This window comes from Crystallibacter degradans, assembly GCF_012952295.1.
GTDB lineage: Bacteria > Actinomycetota > Actinomycetes > Actinomycetales > Micrococcaceae > Crystallibacter > Crystallibacter degradans.
The window spans coordinates 452,974-474,173 of sequence record NZ_JABBCH010000002.1; the positions used below are offsets into that span (position 1 = coordinate 452,974).

At 63.7% G+C, this 21,200-nt stretch carries 20 protein-coding genes and 1 riboswitch; of the genes, 12 read left to right on the forward strand and 8 right to left on the reverse strand.

All coding sequences use genetic code 11. From position 1 onward, the window contains the following. Positions 1-154: 154 nt before the first annotated feature. The 3 genes from HGO92_RS05850 to HGO92_RS05860 all read left to right on the forward strand — a co-directional run bounded on the left by HGO92_RS05850 (position 155) and on the right by HGO92_RS05860 (position 4,458). Entirely contained in the window at positions 155-1,051 is an 897-nt protein-coding gene (locus HGO92_RS05850) for a hypothetical protein (RefSeq protein ID WP_169992753.1), read from the forward strand. Positions 1,052-1,240: 189 nt separating this feature from the next. Next, positions 1,241-1,338, forward strand: a riboswitch (glycine riboswitch). Positions 1,339-1,486: 148 nt separating this feature from the next. After that, positions 1,487-2,851, forward strand: coding sequence for a serine hydroxymethyltransferase (gene glyA, locus HGO92_RS05855; RefSeq protein WP_169992755.1), 1,365 nt, complete (start codon positions 1,487-1,489; stop codon positions 2,849-2,851). 146 nt (positions 2,852-2,997) lie between these two features. After that, positions 2,998-4,458, forward strand: coding sequence for an amino acid permease (locus HGO92_RS05860; protein ID WP_169992757.1), 1,461 nt, complete (start codon positions 2,998-3,000; stop codon positions 4,456-4,458). Positions 4,459-4,590: 132 nt separating this feature from the next. Here the strand turns inward: HGO92_RS05860 and HGO92_RS05865 are convergent, their stop codons facing one another. Continuing rightward, positions 4,591-4,875 (reverse strand): DUF6221 family protein, encoded by a 285-nt coding sequence (locus HGO92_RS05865; RefSeq protein ID WP_169992759.1) that lies wholly within the window; start codon positions 4,873-4,875, stop codon positions 4,591-4,593. A gap of 54 nt (positions 4,876-4,929) precedes the next feature. Between HGO92_RS05865 and HGO92_RS05870 the strand changes: the two genes are divergently transcribed. The 3 genes from HGO92_RS05870 (at position 4,930) to curA (ending at position 7,731) form a co-directional block, all read left to right on the forward strand. Next, entirely contained in the window at positions 4,930-5,421 is a 492-nt protein-coding gene (locus HGO92_RS05870; RefSeq protein ID WP_169992761.1) for a nucleoside deaminase, read from the forward strand. A gap of 83 nt (positions 5,422-5,504) precedes the next feature. Then, positions 5,505-6,695 carry an FAD-dependent oxidoreductase gene (locus HGO92_RS05875; protein ID WP_169992763.1) on the forward strand — a complete coding sequence of 397 codons (1,191 nt, stop codon included), beginning with the start codon at positions 5,505-5,507 and terminating at the stop codon, positions 6,693-6,695. A gap of 7 nt (positions 6,696-6,702) precedes the next feature. After that, the gene (gene curA / locus HGO92_RS05880) at positions 6,703-7,731 is read left to right on the forward strand and encodes an NADPH-dependent curcumin/dihydrocurcumin reductase (protein ID WP_169992765.1); all 1,029 of its coding nucleotides are present in this window, start codon (positions 6,703-6,705) and stop codon (positions 7,729-7,731) included. Between the two features lie 34 nt (positions 7,732-7,765). Here curA and HGO92_RS05885 read toward each other — a convergent pair whose 3' ends face one another. Next, positions 7,766-8,494, reverse strand: a complete 729-nt coding sequence (locus HGO92_RS05885) for a polysaccharide deacetylase family protein (protein WP_169992767.1) — start codon at positions 8,492-8,494, stop codon at positions 7,766-7,768. Positions 8,495-8,682: 188 nt separating this feature from the next. Between HGO92_RS05885 and HGO92_RS05890 the strand changes: the two genes are divergently transcribed. Next, complete coding sequence (locus tag HGO92_RS05890; protein ID WP_169992769.1) at positions 8,683-10,056, forward strand: FAD-binding oxidoreductase; 1,374 nt, start codon at positions 8,683-8,685, stop codon at positions 10,054-10,056. A 44-nt stretch (positions 10,057-10,100) separates the two neighbouring features. Here the strand turns inward: HGO92_RS05890 and HGO92_RS05895 are convergent, their stop codons facing one another. Beyond that, entirely contained in the window at positions 10,101-10,703 is a 603-nt protein-coding gene (locus HGO92_RS05895) for an NADPH-dependent FMN reductase (protein ID WP_169992771.1), read from the reverse strand. A gap of 326 nt (positions 10,704-11,029) precedes the next feature. Here HGO92_RS05895 and HGO92_RS05900 point away from each other — a divergent pair, with 326 nt between their 5' ends. Continuing rightward, positions 11,030-11,302, forward strand: coding sequence for a nucleotidyltransferase family protein (locus tag HGO92_RS05900; RefSeq protein WP_169992773.1), 273 nt, complete (start codon positions 11,030-11,032; stop codon positions 11,300-11,302). Further along, positions 11,302-11,439 carry a HepT-like ribonuclease domain-containing protein gene (locus tag HGO92_RS05905; RefSeq protein ID WP_169992774.1) on the forward strand — a complete coding sequence of 46 codons (138 nt, stop codon included), beginning with the start codon at positions 11,302-11,304 and terminating at the stop codon, positions 11,437-11,439. The genes HGO92_RS05900 and HGO92_RS05905 overlap by 1 nt, the downstream gene beginning before the upstream one ends. Before the next feature lie 23 nt (positions 11,440-11,462). Here the strand turns inward: HGO92_RS05905 and HGO92_RS05910 are convergent, their stop codons facing one another. From HGO92_RS05910 to HGO92_RS05925, 4 genes are all read right to left on the reverse strand, one after another. Further along, positions 11,463-12,341 (reverse strand): RNA polymerase sigma-70 factor, encoded by an 879-nt coding sequence (locus HGO92_RS05910; protein WP_169992776.1) that lies wholly within the window; start codon positions 12,339-12,341, stop codon positions 11,463-11,465. Then, positions 12,342-13,526, reverse strand: a complete 1,185-nt coding sequence (locus HGO92_RS05915; RefSeq protein ID WP_346768868.1) for an NAD(P)/FAD-dependent oxidoreductase — start codon at positions 13,524-13,526, stop codon at positions 12,342-12,344. It abuts the gene before it with no gap. 89 nt (positions 13,527-13,615) lie between these two features. After that, positions 13,616-13,963, reverse strand: coding sequence for a YybH family protein (locus HGO92_RS05920; RefSeq protein WP_169992780.1), 348 nt, complete (start codon positions 13,961-13,963; stop codon positions 13,616-13,618). Positions 13,964-14,093: 130 nt separating this feature from the next. Continuing rightward, positions 14,094-14,849, reverse strand: a complete 756-nt coding sequence (locus tag HGO92_RS05925) for an IclR family transcriptional regulator (RefSeq protein WP_169992782.1) — start codon at positions 14,847-14,849, stop codon at positions 14,094-14,096. A gap of 119 nt (positions 14,850-14,968) precedes the next feature. Between HGO92_RS05925 and HGO92_RS05930 the strand changes: the two genes are divergently transcribed. Genes HGO92_RS05930 through HGO92_RS05940 form a run of 3 tightly spaced genes read left to right on the forward strand, consistent with a single transcriptional unit; the run spans position 14,969 to position 18,417 of the window. Then, on the forward strand, positions 14,969-16,348 hold the full coding sequence (locus HGO92_RS05930) for an SLC13 family permease (protein ID WP_169992784.1): 1,380 nt from the start codon (positions 14,969-14,971) through the stop codon (positions 16,346-16,348). Between the two features lie 21 nt (positions 16,349-16,369). Next, entirely contained in the window at positions 16,370-17,590 is a 1,221-nt protein-coding gene (locus tag HGO92_RS05935; RefSeq protein ID WP_169992786.1) for a CaiB/BaiF CoA transferase family protein, read from the forward strand. Next, positions 17,587-18,417, forward strand: coding sequence for an enoyl-CoA hydratase/isomerase family protein (locus HGO92_RS05940; protein WP_169992788.1), 831 nt, complete (start codon positions 17,587-17,589; stop codon positions 18,415-18,417). Before HGO92_RS05935 ends, HGO92_RS05940 begins: the two co-directional genes overlap by 4 nt. Positions 18,418-18,568: 151 nt before the next feature. On the opposite strand, the gene HGO92_RS05945 is transcribed toward HGO92_RS05940, so the two are convergent. After that, complete coding sequence (locus HGO92_RS05945) at positions 18,569-21,169, reverse strand: ATP-dependent Clp protease ATP-binding subunit (protein WP_169992790.1); 2,601 nt, start codon at positions 21,167-21,169, stop codon at positions 18,569-18,571. Positions 21,170-21,200 lie beyond the last annotated feature (31 nt).

Sequence of the window (21,200 nt, forward strand, 5' to 3'; positions counted from 1 at the left end):
GCACGGAGGCCGCTGCCACGTCCTGATCTGGCCTAATGGTGTCCATGTTCCGAATGTGATGAGCATCTCAGGAAGAATCGCGGCAGGCGGGGAACTGGTTCGGGAGAGCTGGCGTTACCTTTCCGTAACACTGCCTACCTGAAGTGTGTGTGAAATGGCCGAAGACTCCTCTGCCGACGACAAGCCGAAACTCCTCGGCCTCAACGGCGCCCAAACTATTGCCTCCGCCCTGGCCGCTGTGACCTCGGCCTTCGCGGGTTCCTTTCTCGGTGTCGCGGGCACGCTGATCGGTGCTGCCCTTGGTTCGATCGTCGCCACCGTGGCCGCCGCGATCTACGTCAGGACGCTGAGTTCGGCTGCGATCGCGGCCAAGAAGACGCTTCCCGTGCCGCGTCTGCGCGGCCTGCGCAACGGCGGCCTTCCGGCGAGCGACGATGGAACCGAGCGCGCCGGTGTTCCCCGCGCCGTCGCGGATTTCAAAGCGAAGCTCGCCAGCCGCCGCTTTACACCCAGGACCTGGGCCAAGATCGGAGTAGTCAGCGCCGCCTCCTTCCTGATTGCCATGGCCGGCATCACGATGGTCGAGCTGGGAACCAGTAAGCCCATTTCGGCACTGGTTGCATCGTCGTCCAGCAGCGCCCCGGCCGCGGAGCAGCAGACAACCCTGGGCCGCGTCCTGACCGGGACTGCCGCCCCGGCCGAGGATGACGGCGGAACCACGGAACCCGGCGAGGCCGAGCCCGGGCAGGTCGACGACGGCGCCGGCCAGACCGGGACCACCGGCGAAACCTCCGGCGGTACAGACGGCTCGACGGGAGTCGAGGACCCCGCCACCGGCCAGACCGACGGCACGGCGCCGGTGGAGACCGTGCCCGAGTCGGTTCCAGCGCCCGACTCTGGCAACGTTTCGGAGCCGGATGTCATCACCGACCCGGGCGCCGGCGAGCAGGACACCGGACAGGAGGCCGTGCCTGAAGACAGCGGCGCCGTCGATCCGGCACCGCTGGACGGCGGTCAAGCGGAGACCGGCCAGACCGAAACCGGGCAATAGCGTTTGCCCATCCTCCCCGCCTTTCTGAACCCTCAGGGTTCGACGCCGGCACTCAGGTGAGTGCCGGCGTCGAACGTTTCCTGCAGGGGATCTGCCGCTGACTAGGCGGTTAGGAAATGATGTTGCGTTCCCTCCCGCCCTGCCGCTAATGTGTGTGAGGCGGGTCACGAAGCTGTGGCCCAACGCTTATGATCTGCGGCGGGAGAGTCCTGCCGGTACGTTCGTCAGGCGCCGTAGGAGCAACTCCTCCCCAGGAATCTCTCAGGCCCACGTACCGCCGCGGCTAGGCAACTCTGGAAAGCAGCCGGGCAACCGGCTCACCGACGGTGCAAGCGGCCCCCACGGGCGGCGGAAACTCTCAGGTCCCAGACAGAGCGGGGAGGAACCCGAAATCATCGTGGCGTGTTGTGCGCTGCCTGAAACATGGAGTTCCTTATGACGATCCAGTCACCGTCCACCCTGGCCGGGCACCCTGGCACCGCTTCGGCTGCTTTCGAGCAGGTCGTGTCCCCGAGCCTGAACAGCCAGCTGTCCGAGCTGGACCCCGAGGTCGCCGCCAAGATCGACGACGAACTCACCCGACAGCGCGACGGCCTCGAAATGATCGCCTCCGAGAACCACACCGCCGCCGCAGTCATGCAGGCCCAGGGTTCCGTGCTGACCAACAAGTACGCCGAGGGCTACCCGGGACGGCGCTACTACGGCGGCTGCGAGCACGTCGACGTCATCGAACAGCTGGCCATCGACCGCGTGAAGGACCTCTTCGGGGCCGCCTACGCCAACGTCCAGCCGCACTCCGGTGCGCAGGCCAACGCGTCGGTCATGCACGCGCTGATCAAGCCCGGCGACACCATCATGGGGCTGAACCTGGCCCACGGCGGCCACCTGACCCACGGCATGCGGATCAACTTCTCCGGCAAGCTGTACAACGTGGTTCCGTACCAGGTCCGCGAGGAAGACCACCGGATCGACATGGTGGAAGTGGAACGCCTGGCCCACGAGCACAAGCCGCAGCTGATCGTGGCCGGCTGGTCCGCCTACGCCCGCCAGCTGGACTTCGCCGAATTCCGCCGGATCGCCGACGCCGTCGGCGCCTACCTGATGGTGGACATGGCCCACTTCGCCGGCCTGGTCGCCGCCGGACTGCACCCCAGCCCGGTGCCGCACGCCCACGTCGTCACCTCCACCACGCACAAGACGCTGGCCGGCCCGCGCGGCGGCATCATCCTGACCAACGACGCCGACGTCGCCAAGAAGATCAACTCGGCAGTGTTCCCGGGCCAGCAGGGCGGGCCGCTGGAGCACGTCATCGCAGGCAAGGCAGTGGCCTTCAAGATCGCCGCATCGCCGGAGTTCAAGGAGCGTCAGGAGCGCGTACTGGCCGGAGCAAGCATCCTGGCCGAACGCCTGATGCAACCCGACGTCGCCGCCAAGGGAATCTCCGTGGTTTCCGGCGGCACTGACGTGCATCTGGTGCTGGTGGACCTGCGCAACTGCGAGCTGAACGGCCAGGAAGCCGAGGACCGCCTCGCGGCCATCGACATCACCGTCAACCGCAATGCGGTTCCGTTCGACCCGCGCCCGCCGATGGTCACTTCCGGCCTGCGGATCGGTACGCCGGCGCTGGCCACGCGCGGCTTCGGCGAAGCGGCTTTCTCCGAGGTAGCTGACATCATTGCTGAGGCGCTGATTGCCGACGACGAGGCCAGCCTGACTCAACTGCGTAACCGCGTGGAGGCTTTGGCCGCCGCGCACCCGCTCTATCCGGGCGTGGCACCGCTGGCTACCGCCGGCGCCTAGCCCGGAAGCAGGGACCGCGGGGCCCCTGTGCGGGGTGCCGGTCGCCGACCTGGGGGAGGCAACCGGCACCCTGATCACCCTGCATGCAAACCCCCAAACCGGGCCATGCAGCCATGCGAAATACCCTCGCTTTGAAGGAGTAGTAAATGAAAGAGGCACCAGTGCAGTCATCCGGCGCACCCCATCTGGAAAGACAACTGAGCAACCGCCACATCCAGCTGATCGCGATCGGCGGTGCCATCGGCACGGGCCTCTTCATGGGCTCTGGAAAAACCATTTCGGCAGCCGGCCCGTCGGTGATCTTCGTCTACATGATCATCGGCTTCATGCTGTTCTTCGTGATGCGGGCGATGGGCGAACTGCTGCTGTCCAACTTGCACTACAAGTCCTTCAGCGACTTCGCCGGCGACCTGCTGGGCCCCTGGGCCGGGTTCTTTACCGGCTGGACCTACTGGTTCTGCTGGGTGGTGACCGGCATTGCCGACGTCATCGCCATCGCCGGCTACGCCAACGAACTGGTTCCGGGCATTCCGCTGTGGATACCGGGCGTGGTCACCATCGGCATCCTGCTGGTGCTGAACCTGGTCACGGTCAAGGCCTTCGGTGAGACGGAGTTCTGGTTCGCGCTGATCAAGATCGTCGCCATTGTGGCCCTGATCCTCACCGGTCTGTTCATGATCCTTTCGGGCTTCAAGTCCGAGGCCGGCCCGGCCACTGTCGAAAACCTGTGGATCCACGGCGGCTTCTTCCCCAACGAGTTCATGGGCTTTGTGGCTGGCTTCCAGATCGCAGTGTTCGCCTTCGTGGGCATCGAGTTGGTGGGCACCACGGCTGCCGAAACCAAGGATCCGGAAAAGAATCTGCCCAAGGCCATCAACTCGATTCCGGTCCGCATCCTGCTCTTCTATGTAGGCGCACTCATCATCCTCATGGCCGTGACTCCCTGGACCCAGTTCGAGGCCGGACACAGCCCCTTCATCGGTATGTTCTCGCTGGCCGGGCTGGGCATGGCGGCAACGGTGATCAACCTGGTGGTCCTGACCTCCGCCATGTCGAGTGCCAACTCCGGCATCTACTCAACTTCGCGCATGGTCTTCGGCCTGGCGCAGGACGGCGACGCTCCGTCACTCTTCGGCAAGCTGTCGTTGCAGAAGGTGCCGCGCAACGCGTTGTTCCTGACCTGCGTGCTGCTGTTCGCGTCCGTGGCTCTGCTCTACGCAGGCGACGACGTCGGCAAGGCCTTTGGCATGGTGACCACGGTTTCCGCCGTGTGCTTCATGTTCGTCTGGTCCATCATCCTGGCCAGCTACCTTGCCTTCCGCAAACGCCGGCCCGGCCTGCACCAGGCTTCCAAGTTCAAGATGCCCGGTGGCCCGGTGATGGTGTGGGTGGTCTTCGCCTTCTTCGCCTTCGTCCTTTGGGCGCTGACCACACAACCGGATACGTTGCTGGCCCTGCTGATCACGCCCATCTGGTTCGCGGTGCTGGGAGCCGCATGGGCGATCCTGCGGCGCAACCCGCTCCATGCAGCCCGCTACGAAACGTTCAAGGCCGGCGTCATCGCAGACCATGCCGAGGTGAAGGAAACCGCGTCCGTTTCCAGCTAACGACGGCGGAAAGCTAACGACGGCGGAAAGCGGCTACCTGACGGCGGCCGGGCATGGTGAATCCACCTGCCCGGCCGCCGTTCCGGCTTAGGTCCAGGGTTGCTCTCAGCCCAAGGTGCCGGAAGCCGGCCGTTAGAGCCGCCAGGCGGACTGGTAGCCGGCATGGGTTTGGTAGGGCAGCGCCATATGCTGCAGGAAGGCCAGCATGTAGTCGTAGTCGCTGGCCGGTTCGTGGTCCCAGTCAACGTCCTTCACGTGTGCGATCATCCGCCGCTTGGCATCGCACTCGGCCAGATTCTGTGTCAGGTGGTGCCGTAGGACGGTTTGTCCCACCATGCCGACGTCGGTCATCAACGCCCTTGTCCGAGCTTCGTCCTGCTGGATTTTGGCTAGCAGGAAATCGATAAGATCGCCCATGTGGCCATCTTGGACCATTACGTAGGTAAAAGGCCATGGGCCATAATCGAGACCATGGGTATCACCGAGACTGACCTTGAACACCTGCGCCGATGCGTTGACCTGGCGCGCGAAGCACTCGAAGATGGCGACGAGCCGTTCGGATCGGTCCTCGTCGACGCAGGGGGCCGCGTGCTTTTCGAGGACAGAAACCGGGTCAAGGACGGCGACCAAACACGGCATCCGGAGTTCGAGATAGCCCGTTGGGCCGCCAACAACCTGAGCCCGGTGGATCGTGCAGCGGCCACCGTCTACACCTCCGGCGAGCACTGCCCGATGTGCTCTGCCGCGCACGCCTGGGTCCGGCTGGGACGGATTGTCTACGCGGCGTCCTCCGAGCAGCTTGGCAACTGGCTGGGGGAATGGGGTGTGGCTCCGGGACCGGTCAACCCGTTGCCCATCCAGGCCGTGGCGCCCGGAGCGGAGGTCGACGGCCCGGCGATGGAGCTGGCCGACGACGTCCAGGCACTGCACCGGAAGTTCCACTTCCCGCAAGAATCCGCGTAGTTCCGATCGTCCCGCCGATACGGCGTGTGGCGAATCGCCCAGTTCCCATTGACCGGCAGGGTCCGGTGTTGTGCACTGTTGAGGTGGACACCCATCACAATGTGCTGATTATCGGCGGCGGCAATGCCGGTATTTCGCTGGCCGCCCGGCTCCGGCGCTATAAGGTCGAGGATATTGGGCTGGTCGAACCGAGCTCCTGGCACTACTTCCAGCCGTTGTTTTCCCACATCGGTGCCGGGGCTGCCCAGATGAAGGAAGCGGTCCGTGAGCAGCGGAAGGTGATGCCACGCGGGGTCAATTGGATTCGTGGATCGGCTGCGGACATTCAACCTGATGACAACGCGGTGGTGCTCGCTGACGGCCAGCGGGTGCATTACAGCCATCTGGTGGTTTGTCCGGGACTGCAACTGGACTGGCATGCCGTTCCCGGAATGGCCGAGGCCATCGAGTCCCCATACGGAACGTCGAATTATGAGTCACGGATGCCGACCAAGACCTGGGAGCTGGTGCGCCGCCTGCGGTCGGGAACTGCAGTTTTCACGCAGCCCCCGGGCCCGGCCAAGTGCGCCGGGGCGGCACAGAAAATTGCTTACATGGCGTGCGACTTCTGGCGTGAGCAGGGAGTCCTGGGAGACATCAGGGTGGTGCTGGTGGTGCCAACGCCTACTGTTTTCGGAGTGGAGGGCGTTGATGCTGTGCTGGAGCGCAAAATTGCCGAGTACGGGATCGAACTCCGCACCTCCACCACCGTGTCCTCCATAGAGGCAGCAGACCGGGTCATCCGGCTGCAGGGCCCAGGACGCGGCGATGACCTCCACTACGACTTGCTCCATGTGGTGCCTCCGCAATCTGCGCCGGACTGGCTGAAGGCCACAACGTTGCCGGCCCCGGACGACACAAGTGGTTGTGTAGAGGTGGACCCGGAACTGCTGCGGCACCCCCGCTACCCGAATGTCTGGTCCTTGGGAGATGCCGCCGCAACCCTGAACTCAAAGTGCGGCGGTGCCCTGCGCAAGCAAACGAAGATGCTGGCACTGAATCTGAAGGCCGTACTGGATGGGCGCGGGCCGGAGAACCGGTACAACCACTACGGCGTCTGCCCCTTCACGCTCACGCGCCACACCGTTCTTTTCGCCGAGTTCGACCACCAATACCGCCCGATGCCCAGTATCCCGTGGCTGAACCCAGCCAAGGAGCGGCGCTGGGCATGGGTGCTGGACAGGCGGATCTTCCCTCAGATCTACTGGCATTTGATTCTGAAAGGCCGTGCTTAAGGAGAACATGACAACGACGACGGCAAACCACACCACCCGAATCGTGCTGGCCGAGCGGCCCCACGGCGTGCCGACAGATCGGACCTTCCGGACCGAGATGGCAGAGCTTCCCGCGCTCGCCGACGGGCAACTGCTGGTGCGCAACCGGTACATTTCGCTGGACCCCTACATGCGCGGGCGGATGAGCGCGGCGAAGTCCTACGCCACGCCGACGCCGGTAGGTGACGTCCTTCCGGCCGAGACAGTTGCCGAGGTCGTCGAAAGCCGAGACCCCGGCTATAAGCCGGGCCAGCTGGTGGCGACGTACGGCGGTTGGCAAAGCGCCGCCGTCGTTCCTGGTAAATACTCGCGTCCGGTCAGCGACAACGGGCAGCCGGAATCGACCGCGCTGGGCGTGCTGGGCATGCCGGGCTTCACCGCCTATTCCGGGATGGCGGAGATCGGACGCATCCAGGCAGGGGAGACGCTTGTGGTCGCGGCGGCAGCCGGACCGGTGGGCTCCGCCGTCGGGCAGTTGGCCCGTGCGGCGGGAGCGCGTACGGTCGGCATCGCCGGCGGGCCGGAGAAGTGCGCCTACCTGGTTGATGAGCTGGGGTTCAACGCCGCCGTGGACCACCGCTCGGATTCTTTCGCGGAGGAGCTGAAGGCTGCCTGCCCGGACGGGATCGACGTGTACTGGGAGAACGTGGGCGGCAAGGTGCTCCAGGCGGTTCTGCCGCTGCTGAACCTGTACGGGCGGATGCCGGTGTGCGGGATGGTTGCGCAGTACAACGCGACCAGCGCTCCGGAGGGGCCGGACCGGCTGCCAGGTTTCATGCGCACCGTGCTGAACCAGAGCCTGACCGTGCGCGGTTTCATCCAGACGGAATTCCGGGCCAAGCACTGGGACAACTTCCAGCGGGACATGGTTGAGCTGGTCGCGGACGGCAGGATGAAGTACCGCGAGGACATTGTCGACGGGTTGGAGAACGCGCCGTCGGCCTTCGCCGGGCTGCTCGAGGGGCGCAACTTCGGCAAGCTGCTGATCCGGGTCTGAGGGTGCCCTGGCGGTGTTGGCGATTTCCGCCTAATCAGCAAGGCAACCGTAGCGGTAGGAGCGCCGGGCTGGTGGTGATGCGCCCGGTTGCGCCTCCATAGGCCCTGCAAACTTGGAGTCCCTTGTCTTCCAATCCCTCCTTCATCCGGTCCAGGGCCCTTGGGTGGAAGCCCCGCCATTGCATGTGCATGAGGATTGTGCCGCCCTTGCGGCCTAGGGCGACGACGGAATCGACCACCTCGCTCCTGGACAGGCCGGTCCAGTCCCTGGTGCTGCCGGTCCAGAGCCAGGGCAGCATGCCGACTTGGCGGTAGCCGCAGAGGACGGCCTCGTTGAGCCCGCCGTGCGGCGGCCGGCCGAAGTTGGTGACGACCCCCGGGGCCCGCAGCTCGGCAGCCGCTCCGGCACAGTCGAACTGCCGGAGATCCTTGTGGCTGATGCTGTGATTGATGACGTATTGGCCATGGCGCCTGGCCAGCCGCACGATGTCCACCTCATACTCGCGTACGTAACTGGTGATGCAGTTGCCGGAAGGTGCCAGCACCAGTCCGATGTTCTCCCGTTGAGCGTAGTTCAGTACTGATCTGTAGGCGGAGAGACTCTGTGGGCAGTCGTCGAAAGTCAGCACCACGCGTTCGGTGTAGTTGGGCCCGTTGCGCGTGTTGTACGCCGGAGCGGCGTTCGCCGCGGTAGGGAGGATCTGCCCGGCGAGGCTCAAGGCCAGGATGGCCAGGAATGCGGCGATTCGATGGCGGCCTTGCATGAGGCACCCGCTTTCCGCCGGCGGCACATAACGCCGGGCCAGCGTTCCCCAATGACCAGCCGGATCAGGCAAGTATCCGCCCGGCTCTCGCCTGGGTCAATACCTTGGAACCGGGCAAAATCCTATCAGCGGACAATGCAGTATGATCGGCATCACTTGCCGGAGGAAACGAAGGAGTCTTCGTGGGAATGGATGTTGCACCCGAGGTCCTGGGAGCGTCAGCCGCCGTCCTGGATGCAGCCCGCAGCTCATCGGCTGACTATGCGGACCGCGCGGCGGTGAATACGGACCGCTCGGGCTTCGTCCCGCAGTCCCTGCCGGACGGGGTGGTGTTCGCCGAATCGGTGGCGGATGTGGTGCAGGCGGTGAAGCTGGCGGCCGCGCACAAGGTTCCGCTGGTGCCGCGGGGTGCCGGAACCGGACTCGCAGGTGCATCCTCAGCGTCGGCGGGGGAGGTGGTGCTGGATCTGTCCCGGATGAACCGCATCCTCAGCATCGATCCGGTCGAGCAGGTCGCCGTCGTCGAACCCGGTGTTCTGAATGCTCACCTTAACCAGGCCGTGGCCGAGCACGGGCTGTTCTACGCGCCGGACCCTGCCAGTACGGCCATCTGTTCGATCGGCGGAAATATTGCCACCAACGCGGGCGGCATGCGCTGCGCCAAGTACGGCGTGACCCGCGAATCGGTTCTCGGGCTGCGCGTGGTGCTGGCCGACGGGCGCGAACTGCGCACGGGCCGCGACACCATTAAGGGCGTCACCGGCTACGACCTGAACGCACTGATGATCGGGTCGGAAGGCACTCTGGGCGTGGTGGTTGAAGCGACGCTCCGCTTGCGTCCACTACCAATAGCGACGGCGACGGTGGCCGCCTTCTTCCCCGACGTGGCCGCCGCAGCCTCGGCAGCTTCGGCTGTGATTGCCGCGCGGCTCCAGCCTGCTGTGCTGGAACTGGTGGACGGCCCCACCCTCGCCGCTATCGACGCCGCGCTGGGAACCAACTACCGCAGTCGCGGCGGCGCTTTCCTGCTCGCGCAGACCGACGGCTTTGGCGCCCACCTCGAGATGGACGTGCTGGTCAACGCCGTTGAGCCCTTCGCCGCCGAACTGGAGCGTGCGGCTGATGCAGCGGAGGCAGAGGCACTCCTGACGGCCAGACGCGAAGCCATTCCTTCGCTCGAAAAGATGGGGCGGGTATCCATCGGGGACATCGGCGTGCCGCGCGGCCGATTGGCCGAAGCAGTCACCGGACTGGCGGACATCTCCCGGCGGACCGGGGTTCGCATCTTCACGATTGCGCACGCCGCGGACGGCAACCTGCACCCCATTATCGTGGTGGATCCGCATGAATCAGTGACTGAAGGGCCGGCCAAAGCGGCACTGGGCGAAATGTTCCGGCTGGCCCAGAGCCTGGGTGGAACGCTGACCGGCGAGCACGGCGTGGGCCTGCTCAAGCGCGACTGGCTCCGGGACGAACTCGGCGATGTCTCGCTTGAGGTCCAGCACGCCATCCGCCGCGCACTGGATCCGCAGGGCATCCTCAACCCCGGCAAGGCGATCTAGGTAACTCGATTCGAAGGCGCAGCGGGACGGCGGGCTAGCCGGAATTACTTGCGCGATTCGGCATCCTCGTCCCCGATGTGTCCGGCCGCGTTGGCGTCGAGGACACGCTGGACGAAGGCGCAATACTCGTCCATGTAGTGCCGCAGGAATTTCTGCGTTGACTCGTCCTTGACTTCGCCGTCGTCGCCGTAGGCTTCCGGCTTGAAACTGATGTAGGCCTCGGGGGTGTTGAGCTGCGGGGCGTCAAGAAAGCTGAGAACGCTCCGCATGTTCGATTGCATAACGGCCGTGCCGATGCCGCCCGGCGAAGCACCAATGATGCCAGTGGGTTTGCGCGCGAAGGAGTTGGTTCCCCACGGTCGCGAGCCCCAGTCGATCGCGTTCTTCAATGCGCCGGGGATGGACCGGTTGTATTCGGGCGAGATGAACAGGATTCCGTCTGCGGCTTCAATTGCTTCCTTCAGTGCCCGGCCTTCGGCGGGGAAGTCGGCGTCGTAATCCGAGCTGTAAAGGGGCAGGTCCTTGATGGGAATCTCCTTGAATTCCAGGTCCTTTGGAGCGAGCTTGATCAAAGCCTTCGAGAGAGTGCGGTTGATGGAGCCGCTGGCCAGGCTCCCGACGAAATAACCGATCTGGTAGGTGGGCATAAGTACATTCCTTCCACGGCGGCCGGCCGGAGCCGAACTGTTGCGGCTGATGGACAATCCCGGCGCGGCGGCAAAGCGGAGCGCCAGCCTCAGTCCAACACACCGCGCGTGTATCGTCCATGGCTTTTGGTGCAACGGGACGCAGGTGATTTGCCGAGGCCCGAATGCGGCTCCCAACCGTGCTGAAGCATTTTCGACTTGATCCGCAGGCCGAACCTGTCCTGGTGGGTTCCCACCGGAAGACCGATGCTGCGCTCGTACCGATCCGCCATTACCGAACCTTGTGCGCCAGTCAAGCAAGCGCATCCTGAGGAGTCCTCGACTTCTTGAGACAGCGGGTGAAACTGGTCAAGAAGCTCGCAAATATAAGCCGCATCGAATCTATCGCGGTATTCGGGTCGGTCGCACGCGGAGAGGAGCGACCTGACAGCGATGTGGACCTCCTCGTCATGCCCAATCCTGAGGCGAGCCTGTTCGACCTGGCACAGTTCGCCGAGGACATGGAGGAGTTGCTGGGCCGTCGGGTAGATGTGGTCTCGCGCCGAGGGCTGGATCCGGTCCGGGACCGAAACATTCTTTCTGAAGCCTTGGAACTGTAATGCCCTCTCCCATTTGGCGTCAGGCGGCCAGAAACCGGGACTTCGTCGTGCACCATGACGATCGTGTGGACGAGCAGGCACTGTGGACCACCGTCTCGGTGAGCTTTCCCGAGTTGCGGCTCCACCTGGAGGAATAAACATGGGAAGAACTACCCATGAGTCACAGCCTGCTGATGTCTGTGCCCCGGGCCAACAGCACCAGCTTATCCGGGTTGCGGACAATGTAGACGCCGGTGACCTGTCCGCCGTGGACTTCCACCATGGCAGCCAGATCCAGCCGGCCTCCGCTGAACACCAGCAGGCCCGGCAGGTTGTTGAGGGTGGAGAACTCCACCCGCATGTCTGGCAGCGGTCGGGATTGGACCCCGACCAGGAACCGGGCAATCTTCTCCGGGCCGTGCACGGGCCTGCGTGCAGCGGAGACCTTGCCGCCGCCGTCGGCGAGCAGAACGGCGCCCGGTGCCAGCGCGTCCATCAGCGACTGCAGGTCGCCGCCGAGGGTTGCCGCCATGAACCGGTCCGCCACCTCGCGCTGCTGCCGCGTGCCAACTTCGAAACGCGGCTGCCGCGCGCTGACATGCTCTTTGGCCCTGTGCGCCAGCTGACGGACCGCGGCTTGGGACTTACCGGTGACCTCGGCGATCTCGGTGTAGGGAAAGTCGAAGACTTCGCGGAGCACAAAGACGGCGCGCTCGTCCGGCGTCAGGGACTCGAGCACCACCAGCATGGCCACGGAGAGTGCCTCGCCCAGTACGGCATCTTCGGCCACATCCGGTCCGGTCAGGATCGGCTCGGGCAGCCACGGCCCCACGTATTCTTCCCGACGGCGCTGGGAGGACCTCAGCGCGTTCAGCGCGGTGCGCGTGGCGATCTTGGCGAGGTAGGCGCGGGGATTGCCCACGCCGTCGTCGTTCACCTCGGCCCATTTCAGGTAGCTATCTTGCACCACGTCCTCAGCGTCCACTGCGGCGCCGGTGATCTCGTAGGCAATGGCGAAGAGCAGGGAGCGGTGCTGTTCGAAGACCTGCGGCGAGCCCATCTACCGCGCCTCCGCAAGTTGTGACTGCGCTGCCCGCGGGCCCTTCGGCCAGCTGTAGGACCCGCTGCGGCGAAGCTCGTCCCGCATCCACCTCAGAGCCAGGCGGCACACCTGTTCCTTCACGAAAGCGCCCGACCGCCGGCCGATGGCTAGCGGGCGCGGCCGGTCGTCGGCGTGCACAAACTGGATGAGGCCGGCCGTACGTCCAAGGCTGATGCACCTCGCCATAAACCCGGAGGAGAAGGCTTGGGGAGCATGCTGCTCCAGCCGGGCGATGATGTTGTCCGCCGCGTGCGCGCCCATCGGCATGGCAACGGCGCAGGCCATCCGCAGGTGCGCGGCCACCGAATCCGGCGGGCGGACGGCGTCACCGGCGCCGAAGATTTCCGGAAACTCCGGGACGGACAGGGTTTCATCCACCAGCAAGCGGCCGTCCGGATCGGTGGGCAGACCACTGACGCGGGCGAGGTCCGGCGTGCTGAAGCCTGCGGTCCACACCGTGCAGTCCGACTCGAGCCTTGCTCCGGACGACGTCGTTAGTTGGCTTCTGTCCGAATTTTCCACTTTGGTGTTTTCCAAGAGTTCGACGCCGAGCGCGCGCAGCGTCCGCTGCAGTTCCCGCCGCCCGGATGTGGACAGATCCGCGCCGATACCACCTTCGGATACCAACCGGACGCGCAGCCTCGGGTGCCGCTCCGCGATTTCGGCGGCAGTCTCGATTCCGGTCAAACCGCCGCCCACCACGGTGACCACGGCGCCGGCTTCAAGCTGCTCCAGCCTGCTCCGCAGCCGTGCGGCTTCTTTCGCAGACTGCACTCCGTAGCCCTCCGGCCCGGCCTCGGCGGTTGCGCTGGCGCTGCCCACCGCGTACACCAGCCGGTCATACGCCAGCGGGTCGCGGCCGTCCGCGAACTGCACCAGCCGGGCGTGCGGATCGATCCGTGCGGCAGTTCCAACAACGACGGCGGCAGCCGGGTTCAGCAAGGAAGCCATCGGCACCGCTGCCGACTCGCGGCTTCCGGCGGCCACCTCGTGCAGGCGGATCCGTTCAATAAACTCCGCCTGCGGATTGACCACTGTCACCTGGACTTGACCGGCGAGGCTCTTGCTGCCGGCGAGGCGGTTGGCCGCCATAACCCCCGCATAACCGGCTCCGATAATGATTACTCGCTGATATGCAGACACCGTTCTCTCCTTTGCTGATGGCGATGTACACATAGGACACCGGCAGGCCCCGATTTGTGACACCCTGGGCAGCTGGATCGGTTCGGCGATCACGCACTTGCGAACTCCATGACTCGCCACTCGTCGATAAAGCCGTCCCGGACGGAAACCTGCCACAGGGCCGGGCCATCCAGCTCCGGGACGCTGCATTCCGAGCGGCCCTGCACTTCCACCATTCCGTTCGCCACTGACTGCACCTCATCAAAGATGTTGCGGTAGTCCGGAAAGGCCACGAAGAACCGGCGCCAGGCGTCGATGCAGGCGTCCTTGCCTTCGATCGCTGCACCTGACGTATCAATGAAGCGGTGGGTTGGTGTCATCAGCGCGGCCAAAACATCGAGGTCCCGGCGGTTGATCGCGTCGTTGAAGGCCAGCACAAGGGCTTTGTCATCGTGCATGCTCTTGCCTTTCTCGGGTCTCTTGTTCAAGAGATCAGGAAACGCTCGATGTTCTACGTTCGTGTGGAATTTCATCTCGGTGTCGGTTTGGGTCCGTTGCCGCAGATTTTCACAGTTGTTATGTGCAAAGTCAGCGATTGTGTGCAGTTAGTTGCGAGCCTATGACTTTGGCGGTCTCAGCAACTGCCGCGCCAAACTCTTCGTACTTTTCGGGGACGATACGGTTGCTCGGACCGGAGATAGAGACACTTCCGACAGGAACTCCTAATGGGTCAACGATGGCCGATCCCAATGAGGTGATCCCATCGCTGAGACCTCCTTCGTTGACGGAGTAGCCGCGCGTTCGGATTCGTCTCAGCTCGACCCAGAGGTTTTCTCGATCCGTGTGCGTGCGAGCCGTGCGTTGTTCCAAGGGGCTCTCAAGGTATTCCTCGACAAATGAGTCTGAGGACGCAGCGAGGAATGCTAGTCCGGTGCCGGATGCGTTCAGCGGAATCCGGGTACCGAGTGCCAAGAAGGCACGAAGCACATGCGGAGTGTCCAGACGCTCGATGACGATTAGAGATTCCCCGTCCGGTACGCAGAGGTGCACAGTCTCCGTCGTGTCCAATTGGAGATGGTTCATTGGGCTAAGGGCAACGTCGCGCAGATTTGTGCCGACACCGCTCCTGGCCACGACGGCGTATGCATGGAAGGTGATCGCCCAACTGGAGGCCGGCGGCGCACTCTGGGAGACCCAACCCAGTTCTTCGAACGTCGTGAGGACCCGCAGGACAGTCGCCTTTGAAAGGGAGAGGTGGCGGGCTATTTCCGACAAACCGACAGGCTGCAATTCAGATATCGCCTCTATAACTCGAATGGAGGTCACGACGCTTTGTGTGCTCATGCAGCAGAAAATCTCCGATCATTGACGGCCCCTTCAATGTGGGCTAGCTTACAGCAACACCATATTTTGAACCAATGGTTCACATAGTGAACCGCGAGTCTTTGAAGGGAAGAAGGCCTATGCTCGAGTCAATCGTCGCCTTAGCGCTCTTTGTTGCTGTCTTCGCGTTAGCCACCGTGCGCAAAGTCCATCTCGGCGTCATAATGTTCGCCTCCGCTGCTGGGGTTGGAATTTGGCTGGCAGGAATGGAGATGGACGACGTCATCGCCGGATTCCCCGTGTCTATCCTCGTGCTTCTCGTGGGAGTGACGTACTTTTTCGCAATTGCTCAGGCTAATGGCACCGTAGATAAGATCATCACGTTTGCCATTTCTCGTGTAGGCGACCGCGCAGCGCTTCTTCCGCTGGTGTTTTTCGGCCTGACGGCGGGGATCGCTGCCATGGGATCTCCTCTCGCTGGTTTGGTTATGACTCCGATAGGAATGCCGCTGGCCAAAAAGTACGGCATAGACCGCATGCTAATGGGGTTGGCCATTGGTTGCGGCCTGAGCGCTGGGGGATTCGCACCAACGAGCCTTTTTGGAATCGTGACCTATGGAACCGCACATTCTGTTGGAATCGACCTGAACCCGCTTACTCTCTTTTCTATCGCGCTCGTTGCGAACCTGGTTCTCCTGCTTGCCGCCTACATGATGTTCGGTGGGTTAGGCCTTCTGCGCCGCCGGCACACGGGACAGTTTGGCGATGGCCAGTTGCCGAATCTACAAGGGAAGGTGACCCTGCCCGGCCATCCGTTTGAGCGAGAGGGTTTTGCTCAGCGGAGTCAACGCGTGGCGCAACAGGTTCAAGTCATCGACGATACTGTTGGCGAAACCACTCCTGAACGGTTCACATGGGCGCAACGCACCACCGTACTCTGCATGGCAGGTCTTGTTGTGAGCGTCATTCTGCTGGCGATCATCGGCCTTGATCCGGACATCGGCATTCTCTGCTTCGCCTTCGCGACCGTCATGACACTCGTTGATCCGAAAACGGGCAAGACTGCCGTCTCGAAGATTGATTGGTCAACGGTACTTATGGTGGGCGGCATCATCACCTTTGTAGGAGTCCTTCAAGAGATCGGGGCTGTGGACTTGCTTGGCGAAGCCGCCAGCCAGGCCGGTGCCCCCTTGGTCGCTGCGCTGTGCATATGCATTATTGGCGGGCTAGTCTCGGCCTTCGCTTCTACTACAGGCATGCTTGCAGCCCTCGTTCCACTGGCCATTCCATTGGTTGCTGACGGCAATATTGCCGGCTGGGCTGTCATCGCAGCGCTGGGAGTCTGCTCGTCGGTCGTAGATGTATCACCCTTCTCCACCGTCGGGGCGACGTTGGTCGCGACTGTGGACGAAGAGGAAAGGCCTCGGATAACCAAAGTATTGACGCGTTGGGGACTTTCACTGGTTGTCGTCGGACCGGTCGCCCTTGTCGGCACACTCGTGCTGCCCACAATGCTTTAGAACGCTGAACAAGGAGTCAGAATGCCGCTGCAGGGAATTACCGTTATCGACTTGAGCCGCGCGCTCGCCGGACCATACTGCACCACGATGTTGGCCGACATGGGTGCCGAGATCATCAAAGTGGAAAGCCCCCGAGGAGGAGATCCGTCCCGTGCATGGCCGCCATTTGAAGGCGAGCATAGCTTGTACTTCGACTCGGCTAACAGAAATAAGAAGTCCGTAGCCGTCGATCTGTACACAATCGACGGGAAGGCTTTGCTAACCCGAATGCTTGAGAACGCTGACGTGCTGGTCGAGAACTATAAACTCGGAACTCTCGATGCAATGGGATTCGGCCCTGAGGTGCTGCGCCAAATCAATCCAGACCTGATTCACATGTCAATCAACGCCTATGGGAATAAGGGTCCGCTCATGACGCGGCCGGGTCTCGACCAGGTTGTCCAAGGAATCTCCGGCTTGACCTCAGTCACAGGAGATGAGGATGGGTCTACGTATAGAGTCGGCCTGCCAATCGTCGACATTACCTCGGGTATGACCGCGGCCTTCGCCGTAGTCTCTATGCTCCTTGGTAGGGAACGGGGCAACCAATCCCGTGAGGCTTCTACTTCTCTTTTCGAAACTGCTCTGGCCCTGTCAGCATTTCAGGGTCAGGCTGCGCTCTCTTGCGGCGTCGCGCCGACGCCGCAAGGTAACAACCATCCGAGCATCGCACCTTATGGTGCCTTCCCGACAGCGACGGAACCTGTGATCATTGCAGTTTCGACCGAGCGCCATTGGTCGTCCTTTTGCAGCCTCATCGGTAGGGCAGAGCTGGCGGATGACCCGCGCTTCTCCACCGGTCGTACCAGATCGATCCATCGGCAGGAGCTGTCGGAACTGATCGAGGAGGTCCTGCGGCAGGAAGGGGCAGACGTGTGGATTGACGGCCTGAGCGAAGCGGGAATTCCGTGCGGTCCCATCTATAACTACGCCCAAGTGATGGACTGCGAGCAAACCCAAGCACTCGGCATGGTGCAATCCGTTCAGCGAAGTGACGGTTCCGAGCTGCGCTTACTTCGCGGCCCGATCAGCGTGGATGGTGTTCCTGCCTCAGTTCGAACGGCACCGCCGTCTCTTGGAGAGGACACGAGGGCCGTCCTCGAGTCCATAGGCATCTCCCCTGAAGAGATTGGTCGCCTAGAGAACAGCGGGACCGTGCAAGCAGGGACGCGAATGGCGGCAACGGCAGGAGCAAATCAATGACAGCGCAAGCGTTACCCTTAGCCGGTAACGACGGGGCGACTGTGGGCGTCGTCGTCGAGGGAGCCATCGCAATCGTCGTTCTGAACCATCCGAAACGGCGTAATGCTCTCACAAAGGGGATGTGTCTTGGTCTAACGGAAGCCATGGTCAGACTAGATAACGATCCGCAAGTCAAAGTTATCGCCCTCCGCGGTGCAAACGGCGACTTCTCCGCCGGGGCAGCATTGGATCAGCTCGATCACGTGTTGTTTGACAAGGCGGATGAGGCACTAGGAGCCGACCGTTTGAGCGAAGCAGACGCAGCAATCTGCTCCGTCCGAAAACCAACCGTGGCCCTGGTCGAGGGTATCTGTATGGGTGGAGGCTGGCAGATTGCGTCCGCTTGCGATGTCCTGCTGGCGGCAGACGATGTCAGGCTCGCTATCACGCCATCAAAGCTCGGGATCCTCTATCCCCGAGCCGGATTGGAACGGCTCGTCCGACGGGTGGGTGCAGACCGGGCCAAGTACTTGCTGTTCAGTGCAGAGGAGATCGCCCCGAATAAGGCCGCTGAATGGGGGCTCGTCAGCGACCTGGTGGCAGCGGGTGAGTTTGAAGAAGTTGCAATGTCATTCTTGCGAACCGTCTCGCGACGGTCGCAATACTCCAATGTGACGATGAAACAGTTGATTCAAGCTGATGAGAGTCAAGAAGACGTGGAAAAGCGTTGGGATACGGAGTGGTTGCATTTTCCAGACAACGAGGACTTGGCTGCTGGACGAGCAGCCTTCATGGCGAAGGAGAGGCCCGCGTTCACCTGGAGTCCCACTACTCGGGGTCTAAGTTGAGCAGCTGGCTCTACCTCGCCTGGACAGTGCCAGATTGTCGCTGAAAGGTGACCCTTCCGAATAGCTAGATGGGAGCCGGCCGGGAAGAGTTTCATCTTCCCGGCCGGCTCCTTTGGTTCGTTGGCTGCTCAGGTAACCGGTGCCGCGGACTTTACGCAGCCAGCGGTGCTTCCACGCTTGCGGAAACCCGCAGCTGCCCGCCGTCGACGCCCACGGTGACTCGTCCGCCGTCGTGCAGTGCCTCGGTGACCAGCAGGTCCGCGATCCGGTCATCAAGCTCGCGCTGGATGACGCGGCGCAGCGGCCGGGCGCCGTACTCCGGTTCATAACCGGCTTCGGCGATCCACGCCACGGCTTCCTCGCCGACCGCCAGGCCGATGCCCTGGGCCTGCAGCCGGGCTTCGGTCTTGCCCAGTTGCAGCCGGACGATCTGACGCAGCTGCTCCTGGTTGAGCTTGCGGAACAGCACGATCTCGTCGATCCGGTTGATGAACTCCGGCCGCATGCTCTCGCGCAGCCGGCCCATCACCCGGGCCCGCAGCTCCGGTTCGGAACCGAAGCCGTCGCCGTCGTCATTCGCGGTGAAGCCCAGGGCACCGCCCTTGCTGGCCAGGAACTCCGAGCCGAGGTTCGAGGTCATGATGACCACGGTGTTGCGGAAGTCGACCGTGCGCCCCTGGCTGTCGGTGAGACGGCCGTCGTCGAGAACCTGGAGCAGCAGGTTGAACACGTCCGGGTGCGCCTTCTCGATTTCGTCGAGCAGCACCACGGAGTACGGCTGGCGCCGCACGCGTTCGGTCAGCTGGCCGGCCTCGTCGTAGCCGACGTAGCCCGGGGGAGCACCGACCAAGCGGCTGACCGTGTGGCGCTCGCCGAACTCGCTCATGTCGAAGCGCGCCATGGCCTTCTCGTCGCCGAACAGCGACTCGGCCAGCGCCTTGGCGAGCTCGGTTTTGCCCACGCCGGTGGGGCCGAGGAACAGGAAGCTGCCCACGGGCCGGCCTTCGTCACCCATGCCGGTCCGGTTGCGCCGCACGGATTTGGCGATGGCGGCCACCGCGTCCTCCTGCCCGATGACCCGCTGGTGCAGGTCCTCCTCGAGCCGGGCGAGGCGCGCGCGGTCACCGTCGGTCAGCCGCGCGGCGGGGATGCCGGTCGCGCGGGCGATGATCGCCGCGATCTCGGTCTCACCCACTACTGACGGTGAGCGTACGACGCCGGCGCTCGCCCCGCCGTCGTTAGCTTCCGTTGCGCTGTGGCTGGCCTGGGTTCCCTCCGCGGCGGCGATCTGCTGGTTCAGCGCCTCGATCTCGTCGCGCAGGCGGGAGGCTTCCTCGTAGTGCTCCTCTGCCACCGCGGCGTTCTTGGACGCCTCCAGTGTTGCGGCCTGTTCGCGCAGCGCAGCGACGTCGACGCGCGGGTCACGCTGCAGGCTCAGCCGGGCGCCGGCCTGGTCGATCAGGTCGATCGCCTTGTCCGGCAGGAAGCGGTCCGTGATGTACCGGGCGGACATTTCGACGGCGGCGCGGATGGCCTCGTCGGTGTAGGTGACGCCGTGGTGCTCCTCGTAGCGGTCCTTCAGCCCCGCGAGGATCTTTACGGCATCCTCGATGCTGGGCTCGCCAACAGTTACCGGCTGGAAGCGGCGTTCCAGCGCCGGATCCTTCTCGATTTTGCGGTACTCGCCGAGCGTGGTGGCGCCGACCAGGTGCAGTTCGCCCCGGGCCAGGCGTGGCTTGAGGATGTTGCCGGCGTCCATGCCGCCTTCGCCCGAGCCGCCCGCGCCGACCACGGTGTGCAGTTCGTCGATGAACACGATCATGCTCTCGCTGTTGGCGCTGATCTCGTCCATCGTCTTGTTCAGCCGCTCCTCGAAGTCGCCGCGGTAGCGGGTTCCGGCGAGCATGCCGGGCAGATCGAGGGAGACCACGCGCTTGCCGCGGAGTTGCTGCGGGACGTCGCCGGCCTCGATCGCCTGGGCCAGGCCTTCCGCGATGGCAGTCTTGCCCACGCCGGCTTCGCCGATCAGCACCGGATTGTTCTTGGTGCGCCGGGCCAGGATCTCGATGGTTTGCTCGGTTTCCTCCGCCCGGCCAATCACCGGATCGAGCTTGTTCGCGCGGGCCAAGGCTGTCAGGTCGGTGCCGAACTGGTCAAGCATAGGGGTTTCCGAATTTTCGGTGCCCGCGGTTGAGCCCTGCTGGTCGCCGGCACCGTTGGACTGTGCTTCCCTGGCACCTTCCTGCAGCGACTGCGGCGTAACGCCGGCTGCCGCCAGCAACTGTCCGGCGGGCGACTCCGCATTAAGGACAAACGCGATGAAGAGGTGCTCGGGATCGATGTAAGTGGACCCGAAGGAGCGGGCCACCTGATGGGCGTCCAGTAGCACCCGCTGGGCCGACTGGGTGAGCGACGGCGGAGTGTCCGGCTTTTCGTCCGACTCTTCCGGCAGGCGCTGCTCCGCTGCCTTGGCAATGGCGGCCGGTTCGGCACCGGCCTGCTTGAGGTGGCTGGCGGTCGGCTCCTGTTCCACCATGACGCGCAGGATGTGCAGCGCGTCGACCTCGGAGTGGCCGTGGTCGGTGGCGAAGCGGGCCGCGTGGCCGAGCAGCTCGTGCGAGCGGCGGCTGAGCAGCCGGGTGATGTCGATGGGGCGCCGGGCCTGTGCAGCCCGCTGGCCCTGCAGGTAGCGGGCCAGGAATTCGTCGAATGAGCCGCTGCCTGATGCTGCGGGTCCGAAGAACAATGGCATGTATCCTCCTCAGGAACTTGAGTACCTTCGA